Genomic DNA, 12309 nt, shown 5'->3' on the forward strand with positions numbered 1-12309 from the left:
TTTTTAGTCTTTGAAAAGAAAAAAAGACTAACTTAATAGTTAGTCTTAAAGAATTTTTAAAAAGCAAAAAGTGTCTAAAGTTTTGGAACACCTCACCACTTTTAAGCGAAATACAAATGGTTTTTCAAAATCCCGCAGCTGCCTTGAATCCGAGAATGTTAATAAAAGAAATTTTGACTGAAGGCCTTTATGCGCAAAAAATCAAAGATAAGCAAATTATTGATGAAAAAATTAAGAAAATGATCGCTTTAGTGGGTTTAAACGAAAGCTATTTATATCGTTTTCCTCATCAATTTTCAGGCGGACAGCAACAACGTATCGCTATTGCTAGATCTTTAATAGTAGAACCTAAATTAATTGTTGCCGATGAACCTGTTTCTGCTTTAGATGTTTCTATTCAAGCGCAAATTATTAATTTATTGAAAGAATTGAATCAAAAATTATCTTTAACTATGCTGTTTATTTCTCATGATTTATCGATTGTTAAATATTTTTGCGACCGTATTATAGCGATTTATAAAGGTAAAATAGTAGAAGAAAAAACTAGCGATTTATTGTTTTCAAATCCTGAACATCCTTATACGAAAAAATTAATTGATGCTATCTATGAACCTGATCCACACAAATATCAAAAATAAAACTAAATTTTTTTCAACAATTTAGTTTTATTTTTTTGTTTTATTCTTACGACATTAAGAAGATATTGAAATTTTTTTCGGTTCAAAGATGTAAAGCCAATATTTTATCGTTGATAAAAGGCATTTTTATTGTATAATTAATTTGTATTAAAAAAATGAAATAAAAAATGTGAAAATGAAGAGATTCTCTCCTCTGCCTGAAAAATTATGATAATTTTGAGGCGAAAAGCACAATAAATTTAAATAATAGTTGTCTTTTGTAACAGCTAAATAAAATTTATTTTTATTATGGTTTTATCCGGAGAGTACTTTATAATAAGTACTTTTTTGTTTTAATTTAGTTTTTTTATAAAATGAAATATTTTGAAAAAAATATTATTTCTAAAAAAGGAGTTTATTCGATATTAAATACAAGAAAAATAAAAAAGATAATTTAAAAGTTGATGTTTTATTCAATGAAAATATACCTTACGGAGAATATTTAGTTATTGATGAAAAAGGCGATAAAATAGGCGTTTTTGAAAAATCCAAAATACTTGATTTAGCTGATTCTAAAGATATAGATGTTGTCTTAATTAATGGTAATTCAAATCCTAAAGTTGTCCGTTTGATGGATTATTCTCAATTTTATTATGATCAACAAAAAAAATTAAAGAAAATTCAAAAAAAACAAAATATAACGGTTTTGAAAAAACTGCGTATTAGTCCTAATATTCAAGCTAATGATCTAGAATACAAAGTTAAAAAAGTTCGTGATTTTTTAGTTAAAGGCGACAAAGTTAAAATAACTATGTTTTTCCCTGGAAGAATGATAGTTCACTCAGAATTAGGTAAAAAATTTTTTCAACAAATTATATCTGATTTAAAAGATGTATCTAAAATTGATTTATTTCCGAAATTAGAAGGTCGTCAAATGTCGGCTCTTTTAGTTCCCTTAATTTCTAAAAAATAAAATAACTAAAATTTTAATTAATATAAGAAGGTAATTATGATAAAGAAAAAAACTCATAAAGGTTTGAAAAAGCGCATTAAAATCACAGGTACAGGCAAATTTTTAAGAGGACATGCTTATAAAAATCATTTAGCAGGTTCTAAAACAACTAAACAAAATAGACAATTAAGAGGAGTCGTACAAGTTGATCCTTCTGATGTAAAAAGAATTAAACATCTTATTTAAGATAATCTCAACATTTAATTAAGAAAGAAGGAAAAAAGATGGTTAAAATAAATTTTGTTAACGCAAGACATAAACGTCGTAAAAAAGTATTAAAATTAGCGAAGGGTTATTTCGGTTCCAAAAGCACTCTTTATAAAACAGCTAACGAACAAGTGATGCGCTCGCTTCAGTACACTTACAGAGATAGAAGACAGAAAAAACGTAATTTTAGAAAATTATGGATTACTAGAATTAATGCTGGTTGTGTTAACAACAATATTAGTTATTCACGATTTATTCATGGTCTTTTATTAGCCCAAGTAGAAGTTAATCGTAAAATATTAGCTGATATGGCTTACCAAGAACCCGATATGTTTGCTAGTTATGTTGAATTAGCTAAAGAACATTTAGCAAAAAAAGAATTTATTTTAGCGCAACAAAAAGCTAATAAAACTCCAAAACAAGAGGAAAAAAATACATCAGAAAACACAACAAAAAAAGAAGTAAAAGTTCAATTAGAAGAAAATCAGCCAGTTAAATCAATTGTTGAATCGACTGAAGAAGCGCCAAAAGAAGTTAAAGTTGCACAAGAAGAATCAGAAGTTGAAAAAAATGAAGAATTAGACTTAAACAAAATGCTTGTAACAGATTTAAAAAAATTAGCTAAAACATATAATATAGACGACGCTTATAAAATGAAAAAAGCAGATTTGATTAAATCTCTTGAAAAAGTTATTAAGAAAAATTAAATTTATAACACATAAGAAAGGTGTTTTATAATATATGGAAATGAAAAAAACAAGTCCTAAACGCAAAATCGTTTTGAATTTATTAAAAGCAATTTTTTCTTTTGTTGCTGCTTATTCTTTATGGAACCCTACCAAAATTGAATACCAAGGGTGGCAATTGAGCAATATTTTATTAGCTATTTCTATTATTTTGTTTGCTTATTTTTTTGCTTTCGCTAATTTAAAAAAAAATAAAGGCTTTATCAAGTTTTTATTTTTTATAGAAAGTGCAGTTTTAAGTTTGATTTCTGTTGGCTTATCTGTAAAACCTTTAATTAATAATGAATATTTAGCTAAGATGTTTGAATTGACTAATATCATCGTTTATATCTTTATAGTTCATTTTTTAATTCAAATTTATGTGTATTATACTAAAGAAGAACAAAAAAAATCTAATTTTGCCTTTTTTTCTTATTTGATGCTTTTCGGGTTAAGTTCTTATTTATTAGGAGCAAAATTTGACTTGCAAAATACTATTTTAAAATCTTTATCAGTTGCATTAGCAATTATATTTTTCGTTTACCTATTCTTGTTTGTTAAAGATACTTATAAAGTTATTAAAGAAAAAAAATTGAAAAAAAGAACAAGCGAAAAACGATTCACAACCTAATGTAAAACCGTCTAATGAATAAACTTACAATCAATAAACTAAAGGAGATTTGTCGTGTCTGATTTATTACAAAAAATGAAAGATTTAACCATGTTGAATGGTATTTCTGGTCAAGAAAAAGCAGTTAACCAATACATTAAAAATAATGTAGAAGGTCAAGTTGATAAAATTGAATACGATAATTTAGGCAGTTTATTAGCTTATAAAGGCGATAAAGGCCCTAAAATAGTTCTTGCTGGACATGTTGATGAAGTTGGTTTGATGGTTAGCGAAATCACTAAAGAAGGTTTTGTTAAATTTCAAACTATCGGTGGTTGGGTTTCTAAAGTAATGTTAGCCCAAACATGGCAAATAAATACTAAAAAAGGTGTTTTATTCGCCGTTACAGGTGCTAAACCTCCTCATTCTTTGGTTCTGTCAGAAAGATACAAAACACCCGAAATGAGCAGTTTATTCTTAGATTTAGGTGTGCAAAATAAAGAAGAAGTTGAAGAATTAGGTGTAAGAGTAGGGGATATGGTTACTCCTTACACAGAATTTAGAACTTTAGGTAATTCTAACTTTTTATTAGCGAAAGCAATTGATAATCGTGCCGGCGCTTTAGTGGTGATGGAAGTGTTAAAAACTTTAAAAAACAATCCTAACCAATGTGTTGGCGCTTTTACAGTACAAGAAGAAGTTGGTTTAAGAGGTGCAAAAACTAGCACTAATAAAGTTAAACCCCAAATAGCTATAGCTGTTGATGTAGGGGTGTCAGACGATGTTCCGGGCGATAAAAATGTTTCTAAAAAAGTTTTAGGACAAGGTCCTCAATTATCTTTTTTCGATCAAGGTTTGATCGCTCATAAAGGGCTAAGAGATTATATTATGGAAATAGCTCAAGAAAATAAGATACCTTTTCAAGAACCGCTTCCATCCGGAGGAACAACTGACGCCGCTTCTATGCATACACAAAATGAAGGCGCAGCATCTGTAGTCATTTCTATTCCGACTAGATATATTCATTCTCACGCTTCTATCATCCACAAAGAAGACATCGAAAACACAATCAAACTTTTAGTTTTATTGGTGCAAAAATTAGATGATAAAAAAGTAGAAGATATTTTATTCAATTGATAAAATTTTACCATTTAAAAGTCGCTATTAACGGAAGTGATCTTAAATTTTTAATATTTTTTTCAACAATGACTAACAAAAAAATAAAGAAGGTTTGGAATTTTTATGAAAAGAACATATCAACCAAGTAAAATTAAAAGAAGAAGAACGCATGGATTTAGAGCAAGAATTGCCACTGTTGGCGGTCGTCGTGTTTTATCTGCGAGAAGAAGAAAAGGACGTGCAAAATTAACTGTTTCATCGGTTAATTAACAATAATTTAGATAAATTTATTATTTTATTTTTTAAAATAAATTTAAGATAAAAAAGGATAATATAAATTTTTATCATGAAAAGAAAATTTATTTTAAGAAAAACTAGTGAAATCGATTTGATTTTTAAACTTAATAAAAATAAAAATATCAGAAATGGTTTTTTTACGTTATATTATGCTAAAAATAATCATTTTAAACATTTTAAATTTGCTTTAAGTATTAGTAAAAAATACGGCAAATCGCACGAAAGAAATTTAATTAAAAGACGTTTAAGAATGATTATTTATCAAAATATGAATATGATCAATCCTCATACGTCTTTCGTTCTTGTTATCAAACCAAAAGCGAAAGAACTTGATTTTGTCGGATTATCTAAATATTTCTTAATTTTAATTAAAAAAATTTCTTAATTGTTTCTAAATAAGGATATTTTAATAATATGAGTAAAAAAAAATTACTTTTTAAACAAATACAAAAATTTTTAACCTTTCTTTCGATAACTATTTTATTATTTATTTTTTTCAAATGGGTTTTTCCTTCTAAGAAAAACATAGAAGAGTTAAAAGACGCTGACATCAAAATTGTTTTTAATTATGGTGTAACCGATGAAGATAAAAAGGCAAAATTGAAAGACATGAAGGAAAAATTAAAAGATTCTGGAACATTTAATTTTGACGATTATTCAAAATATGTCAATATTTTTCAAATTGGCATTCAAAAGAATAAAAATATCGTTGTTAGACAATGGAATAAAGAGGATTTTCGCCCTTCTGAAACAAATGAAAATAGTAAAAACATGATAGACGCTTTTATTAAAACAATATTAAAAGACAAAATAAATGCTATATTAAATAAAACAGATTATTTTTTCTCTTTTGATGGAAAAGAACTTGATGAGAAAAAAAATCCTCCAGCAAACGTTGTTAAACAATTTTTCACTATCAAAAGAGGGACTAATTTTGATTACGCTTTAGGCCAAAAACATTATGACAAGGTTAACAAACAAAAATTGCTTGTTTATAAGATAGATTCTGATAAATCCGTAATTGTTAAAAATTTTAAAATTTTTGAAGATAAAGATAAGAAAGAAACAATTCGTGTTGATGATTATAACAAAAAAATCAGAGAGAAAAAAGATGACAATGACGACTTTAATATTTTTGTTTTAAAAGAAGACGAAAAACAAACAGATTTAAACTTAAAATTATTTGTAGACGATTCTGGCGACTTTCCTATTCAATGGCCTTCTAAATTAAGATGGACTGGCATTTTAGGGTGGGGTTATATTTGGAACGTGTTAATCATTTTAATCGGTTCTTCTTTAGACTTCTTCTCCAATATCTTTGCCAGCAAAGAAGATGGTATTTTTTTCGGCAATTTAGGGTTAGGCATCATTTTAACTACTATTTTGATCAGAACTTTATCGTGGCCGATCTATACTAAAACTAGTTCCTTTTCTTTGAATATGAGTTTAGCTCAACCAGAAATAGATAAAATCAGAGCTAAATACGTTTCAAGAAAAGACAAAGCATCTATGCAGCAAATGCAAATGGAAATACTGAAAGTATATAAAAAATACAATTTTAATATTTTCAGTATCTTTATAACTTTTTTACAAATGCCTATTTTTATCGCTATGTTAAGATCTTTAAATCGTTTCCGTGTTTATGGCGGAATATTCACTCCTCGCACTGAAAAACCCTTTTTAGGTTTTATTAATTTAAATTCTGTAGAAACTAATCTTATTGTTAAATTAGTTTTATCTCTTTTCGTGGGCATAAGTATGTTTTTCTTAAACAAATTAAGTTTAAAAAAACCATCTTATTTAAAACAAAATACTAAAATTTTAACTTTAGAACAACAAACACAAAAAAAAGCTCAAGAAAAAAGTATGAAGGTTTTCAGTTATATGATGATTGGATTAATGACTTTTACTTCCTTCAAAGATGTAACTTTGTCTTTATATTGGGTTGTAGGGAATTTATTCACTATAGTTCAAACAATTATTAATTATAAATTAATGGAAAATAAATATATTTTATTAAAAAAACAAGGATTATAAAATATTTTTATTTTCTTTTTTTGCATTTTTTTATTTTGGTTTTGGCAGACGTTGGTAATTACATTTCTTCATAGGAAATTTAGATAAGCGATCATTAAACGACCATTAAATAAATCGCTTCAATTGATAGTCTTTTTTCGATAAAAAAAAGACTTTTTCTAAATAAAGTTGGCCAAAAAGTATTACTTTAGAAAAAAAATATGTTTTAAAGAGTTTTTTTGAAAAGAAAAACTCCTATAATAGGTAATTTTTATCTTGAAAAAATGACAACCAAAGTTATTTTGTCATCTATAAAAATTACATATTTTTTATAAAAAATATGTAATTTTTTTTATTTAATATGTTAAAATCAAATAGTAAGTTTTTCAAATAAATTTTTATTTGATGCATTTTGAAATTTTCAAAAGAAACTTTTCTTTGGAGGGGTAGCGAAGTGGTTAAACGCAGCAGTCTGTAAAACTGTTCCGTGAGGTACGTTGGTTCGAATCCATCCCCCTTCACCATTATTAAATTTTTTGAAATAAAATGTAAAAAAAAGATTGAAATAATTGATTTTACATGTTATAATTAATTTGTTAGTTTTGTGAATTTATTTTTTTTTAATCGCATTCATTAATAAATAAAAATAATTTTTTAATTCTTTGAAAACTGAAGATGATATTTTATTATAATTTTTTAAATATTTAAATCATTAAATTTTCTTTTTTAATTAATTCATTAAAAAATAAAATCAAAACAAAACGAAGAGTTTGATCCTGGCTCAGGATGAACGCTGGCGGCGTGCCTAATACATGCAAGTCGAACGGAAACCTTCGGGTTTTAGTGGCGAACGGGTGAGTAACACGTAAGCAACCTGCCCTTAAGACGAGGATAACAATTGGAAACAGTTGCTAAGACTGGATAGGAAAAGTAAAGGCATCTTTACTTTTTTAAAAGACCTTCTTTGGAGGTATGCTTAAGGAGGGGCTTGCGACACATTAGTTAGTTGGCAGGGTAAAGGCCTACCAAGACTATGATGTGTAGCTGGACTGAGAGGTTGAACAGCCACATTGGGACTGAGACACGGCCCAAACTCCTACGGGAGGCAGCAGTAGGGAATTTTCGGCAATGGAGGAAACTCTGACCGAGCAACGCCGCGTGAACGATGAAGTACCTCGGTATGTAAAGTTCTTTTATTAAGGAAGAAAAAAGAGTGGAAAAACTCCCTTGACGGTACTTAATGAATAAGCCCCGGCTAATTATGTGCCAGCAGCCGCGGTAATACATAAGGGGCGAGCGTTATCCGGAATTATTGGGCGTAAAGGGTGCGTAGGCGGTTTAATAAGTCTATAGTTTAATTTCAGTGCTTAACGCTGTTGTGCTATAGAAACTGTTTTACTAGAGTGAGATAGAGGCAAGCGGAATTCCATGTGTAGCGGTAAAATGCGTAAATATATGGAGGAACACCAGAGGCGTAGGCGGCTTGCTGGGTCTTTACTGACGCTGAGGCACGAAAGCGTGGGGAGCAAACAGGATTAGATACCCTGGTAGTCCACGCCGTAAACGATGAGTACTAAGTGTCGGGTAAAACCGGTACTGAAGTTAACACATTAAGTACTCCGCCTGAGTAGTACGTACGCAAGTATGAAACTTAAAGGAATTGACGGGACTCCGCACAAGCGGTGGATCATGTTGTTTAATTCGAAGATACACGAAAAACCTTACCAGGTCTTGACATTTTCTTGCGAAGTTATAGAAATATAATGGAGGTTATCAGGAAAACAGGTGGTGCATGGTTGTCGTCAGCTCGTGTCGTGAGATGTTAGGTTAAGTCCTAAAACGAGCGCAACCCTTGTCGTTAATTGCCAGCATGTAATGATGGGGACTTTAACGAGACTGCCAATGAAAAATTGGAGGAAGGTGGGGATTACGTCAAATCATCATGCCCCTTATGATCTGGGCTACAAACGTGATACAATGGTTGATACAAAGAGTAGCTGAAACGCGAGTTCTTAGCCAATCTCACAAAATCAATCTCAGTTCGGATTGAAGTCTGCAACTCGACTTCATGAAGTTGGAATCGCTAGTAATCGCGAATCAGCATGTCGCGGTGAATACGTTCTCGGGGTTTGTACACACCGCCCGTCAAACCACGAAAGTTGGCAATACCCCAAAGCGGTCGCCTAACTTCGTAAGAAGAAGGATCCGTCTAAGGTAGGGTCGATAATTGGGGTTAAGTCGTAACAAGGTATCCCTACCGGAAGGTGGGGATGGATCACCTCCTTTCTAAGGAAACAATAAAATTATCATCTTCAGTTTTGAAAGACTTAGAAAATTAATAAGTTTTTCTTTTTTAAGGCATTAAGGGCCTATAGCTCAGCTGGTTAGAGCACACGCCTGATAAGCGTGAGGTCGGTGGTTCAAGTCCATTTAGGCCCACCAGTTTATTTTAAAAGTTATAAGCGTTGTCTTAAAAAAAGTTCTTTGAAAAGTAGATAAACATAGTAAAATCAAAAAAATTGAAGGAATTAAGAGCGCATAGTGGATGCCTTGGCACCAAGAGCCGATGAAGGACGCAATTAACGGCGATACGCCACGGGGAGTTGTAAATAAATGAAGATCCGTGGATTTCCGAATGGGGAAACCTACTATAATAACAATATAGTTTTTTGATTTTCGAATCAAAAAGGGATACGCAGTGAACTGAAATATCTAAGTAACTGCAGGAAAAGAAAGTAATAACGATTCTGGTAGTAGTGACGAGCGAATCCGGAGGAGCCTGATACCGCCACTAGTTACAAAATTTTAACCAACTTGAAGTTTTTGGGAAAAAACACCAAAGAAGGTGATAGTCCTGTAAGGGTAAGTTAAAATCTAGGGTATCGAAAAGTACGGCGAGACACGAGAAATCTTGTTGGAACATAGGGAGGACCATCTCCTAAGGCTAAATACTACTTGGTGACCGATAGTGAACTAGTACCGTGAGGGAAAGGTGAAAAGAACCCCGGAAGGGGAGTGAAATAGATCCTGAAACTATGTGCTTACAATTAGTTAGAGCTCGTTAATGAGTGATAGCTTGCCTTTTGCAGAATGAACCGGCGAGTTATGATATATAGCAAGGTTAAGTTTGAAGGAACGAAGCCGTAGCGAAAGCGAGTCTTAATAGGGCGTTTAGTTTTATGTCATAGACCCGAAACTGAAGTGAGCTAGCCATGAACAGGTTGAATTTTGGAGACAACCAAATGGAGGACCGAACCAGGACACGTTGAAAAGTGTTTGGATGATTTGTGGCTAGAGGTGAAATTCCAATCGAACTCAGAGATAGCTGGTTCTCCCCGAAATAGCTTTAGGGCTAGCGTTAATTAAGAAATTTTAATGAAGGTAGAGCACTAAATGATTGAGGGCTCCACCTCGGGGTACCGATATCAATTAAACTCCGAATGTCATTAAAAACAATTAGCAGTCAGACTGTGGGTGATAAGGTCCATGGTCAAAAGGGAAAGAGCCCAGACCGTCAGCTAAGGTCCCTAAATTAATGTTAAGTGGAAAAGGAAGTAGAGACGTTTAAACAATTAGGAAGTTGGCTTAGAAGCAGCCATCTTTTAAAGAGTGCGTAATAGCTCACTAATCTAATGACTCTGCACCGAAAATTTAACGGGGCTAAAACATTATACCGAAGCTACGGATATAAAAATAATTTATTATTTTTAATATGGTAGGGGAAGCGTTCTGACATCTATGAAGCCATAGCGGAAGCAGTGGTGGAGAGGTCAGAAGTGAGAATGCCGGTGTAAGTAACGAAAAGATAGGTGAGAATCCTATCCGTCAAAAACCCAAGGTTTCCAGGGGCAGGTTCGTCCGCCCTGGGTTAGTCAGGTCCTAAGGCGAGGCAGAAATGCGTAGTCGATGGCAAGCAGGCTAAAATTCCTGCACTAAGAAAACAACTGATGGAGCTACAAAACAGGCTAAGCACACCCTTTATTGGATTAGGGTAGAAGAACCGAGTTTGAGAAGATAGGCAAATCCGTCTTCTTATTCCAAAAAATAAGGTTTGAAGGTAACGTGACTGAAGTCATATTTTCAAGAAAAACTTCTAGGGCTAATTGTTTTTTTACCTGTACCGTAAACCGACACAGGTGGGAAGGTAGAGTATACTAAGACGCGCGAGAAAACTCTTGTTAAGGAACTCGGCAAAATGACTCCGTAACTTCGGGATAAGGAGAGCTTTTATGATAAAAAGTAAAAGCCGCAGAGAATAGGCCCAAGCGACTGTTTATCAAAAACATAGGTCCCTGCTAAACCGTGAGGTGATGTATAGGGGCTGATGCCTGCCCGGTGCTGGAAGATTAAGAGGAGATGTCAAAGGTAACTTGAAGCATTGAATTGAAGTCCCAGTGAACGGCGGCCGTAACTATAACGGTCCTAAGGTAGCGAAATTCCTTGTCGGGTAAGTTCCGACCCGCACGAAAGGCATAACGATTTGGGCGCTGTCTCAACAAGAGTCTCGGTGAAATCAAATTACCGGTGAAAATGCCGGTTACCCGCGACAGGACGAAAAGACCCCATGGAGCTTTACTGTAGCTTAATATTGAAATTGAAAATTGCATGTAGAGGATAGGTGGGAGACTGTGAAATTAGGACGCTAGTTCTAATGGAGTCATCCTTGGAATACCACCCTTGTTATTTTTAGCTTCTAACCTGCATAAGTGTATTATGAGGGACAGTGTTTGGTGGGCAGTTTGACTGGGGCGGTCGCCTCCTAAAGAGTAACGGAGGCGTTCAAAGGTACCCTCAAAATGGTCGGAAATCATTTTAAGAGCGTAAAGGTAAAAGGGTGCTTAACTGCGAGACCTACAAGTCGAGCAGAAACGAAAGTTGGACTTAGTGATCTTACGGTACCGTATGGAAGGGCCGTGACTCAACGGATAAAAGCTACCCTGGGGATAACAGGCTTATCGCTTCCGAGCGTTCACAGCGACGAAGCGGTTTGGCACCTCGATGTCGGCTCATCGCATCCTGGAGCTGGAGAAGGTTCCAAGGGTTGGGCTGTTCGCCCATTAAAGCGGAACGCGAGCTGGGTTCAGAACGTCGTGAGACAGTTCGGTCTCTATCCGTCGTGGGCGTTGGAAATTTGCAAGGAGCTGTCCCTAGTATGAGAAGACCGGGATGGATATACCGCTGGTGTTTCAGTTGGTTCGCCAGAGCCACAGCTGAGTAGCTATGTATAGAAAGGATAAACACTGAAAGCATCTAAGTGTGAAGCCTCCCTTAAGATGAGATTTCCCTATGAGATTCCTGGAAGACTACCAGGTTGATAGGCTAGAGGTGTAAGAGTAGTGATATTTTCAGCTGACTAGTACTAATAGATCCATTGACTTTGATTTTTTTGAAATAACTATGGTTATCTAGTTTTGAAAGATCCTTGGTGATTTAGTCAAGGGGAAACACCTGTTCCCATTCCGAACACAGCAGTTAAGCCCTTAAACCCCGACAATAGTTTTTCGTATGGAAAGTGAAGATAGGTTTTTGCCAAGGATTACTTGAAAAATTACTTTTAAAAAGAGGATTAGCTCAGTTGGGAGAGCGTCTGCCTTACAAGCAGAATGTCGGGGGTTCAAGTCCCTCATCCTCTACCAATTTTTACAATCACAATTTTAAAGCCAAAATAGCTCAATAGGTAGAGCAACTGACTTGTAATCAGTAGGT

Annotated in this window: 9 protein-coding genes, 3 tRNA genes and 3 rRNA genes; all 15 read left to right on the forward strand. The window is 33.3% G+C overall.

Annotated features, from left to right (window positions below):
• Nucleotides 1-35: 35 nt before the first annotated feature.
• The 15 genes from RI01_RS00415 to RI01_RS00485 all read left to right on the forward strand — a co-directional run bounded on the left by RI01_RS00415 (nt 36) and on the right by RI01_RS00485 (nt 12239).
• Complete coding sequence (locus RI01_RS00415) at nt 36-638, forward strand: ATP-binding cassette domain-containing protein (RefSeq protein WP_268869304.1); 603 nt, start codon at nt 36-38, stop codon at nt 636-638.
• 403 nt (nt 639-1041) lie between these two features.
• Complete coding sequence (gene infC, locus RI01_RS03340; RefSeq protein ID WP_026052426.1) at nt 1042-1590, forward strand: translation initiation factor IF-3; 549 nt, start codon at nt 1042-1044, stop codon at nt 1588-1590.
• Nucleotides 1591-1626: 36 nt separating this feature from the next.
• Complete coding sequence (gene rpmI, locus RI01_RS00425) at nt 1627-1815, forward strand: 50S ribosomal protein L35 (RefSeq protein ID WP_017192425.1); 189 nt, start codon at nt 1627-1629, stop codon at nt 1813-1815.
• A gap of 38 nt (nt 1816-1853) precedes the next feature.
• Entirely contained in the window at nt 1854-2543 is a 690-nt protein-coding gene (gene rplT, locus RI01_RS00430; RefSeq protein ID WP_017192701.1) for a 50S ribosomal protein L20, read from the forward strand.
• Nucleotides 2544-2577: 34 nt separating this feature from the next.
• Nucleotides 2578-3192 (forward strand): hypothetical protein, encoded by a 615-nt coding sequence (locus RI01_RS00435; protein WP_017192702.1) that lies wholly within the window; start codon nt 2578-2580, stop codon nt 3190-3192.
• A gap of 54 nt (nt 3193-3246) precedes the next feature.
• Nucleotides 3247-4308, forward strand: coding sequence for a M42 family metallopeptidase (locus RI01_RS00440; RefSeq protein ID WP_017192703.1), 1062 nt, complete (start codon nt 3247-3249; stop codon nt 4306-4308).
• Nucleotides 4309-4413: 105 nt separating this feature from the next.
• On the forward strand, nt 4414-4560 hold the full coding sequence (gene rpmH / locus RI01_RS00445) for a 50S ribosomal protein L34 (RefSeq protein ID WP_017191894.1): 147 nt from the start codon (nt 4414-4416) through the stop codon (nt 4558-4560).
• 76 nt (nt 4561-4636) lie between these two features.
• Entirely contained in the window at nt 4637-4972 is a 336-nt protein-coding gene (rnpA, locus tag RI01_RS00450; protein ID WP_017192704.1) for a ribonuclease P protein component, read from the forward strand.
• A gap of 29 nt (nt 4973-5001) precedes the next feature.
• Nucleotides 5002-6624, forward strand: coding sequence for a YidC/Oxa1 family membrane protein insertase (locus RI01_RS00455; protein WP_017192705.1), 1623 nt, complete (start codon nt 5002-5004; stop codon nt 6622-6624).
• A 419-nt stretch (nt 6625-7043) separates the two neighbouring features.
• Nucleotides 7044-7127, forward strand: a tRNA-Tyr gene (locus tag RI01_RS00460).
• Nucleotides 7128-7361: 234 nt separating this feature from the next.
• A 16S ribosomal RNA gene (locus tag RI01_RS00465) occupies nt 7362-8889 on the forward strand.
• Nucleotides 8890-8968: 79 nt separating this feature from the next.
• A tRNA-Ile gene (locus RI01_RS00470) sits at nt 8969-9045 on the forward strand.
• Between the two features lie 76 nt (nt 9046-9121).
• A 23S ribosomal RNA gene (locus tag RI01_RS00475) occupies nt 9122-11987 on the forward strand.
• A gap of 37 nt (nt 11988-12024) precedes the next feature.
• Nucleotides 12025-12138 (forward strand): 5S ribosomal RNA (rrf, locus tag RI01_RS00480).
• Together the 16S, 23S and 5S rRNA genes with 3 tRNA genes alongside form the textbook arrangement of a ribosomal RNA operon.
• A 25-nt stretch (nt 12139-12163) precedes the next feature.
• A tRNA-Val gene (locus RI01_RS00485) sits at nt 12164-12239 on the forward strand.
• Nucleotides 12240-12309 lie beyond the last annotated feature (70 nt).

This window comes from Italian clover phyllody phytoplasma str. MA1, from assembly GCF_000300695.1.
Classification (GTDB): domain Bacteria; phylum Bacillota_I; class Bacilli_A; order Acholeplasmatales; family Acholeplasmataceae; genus Phytoplasma.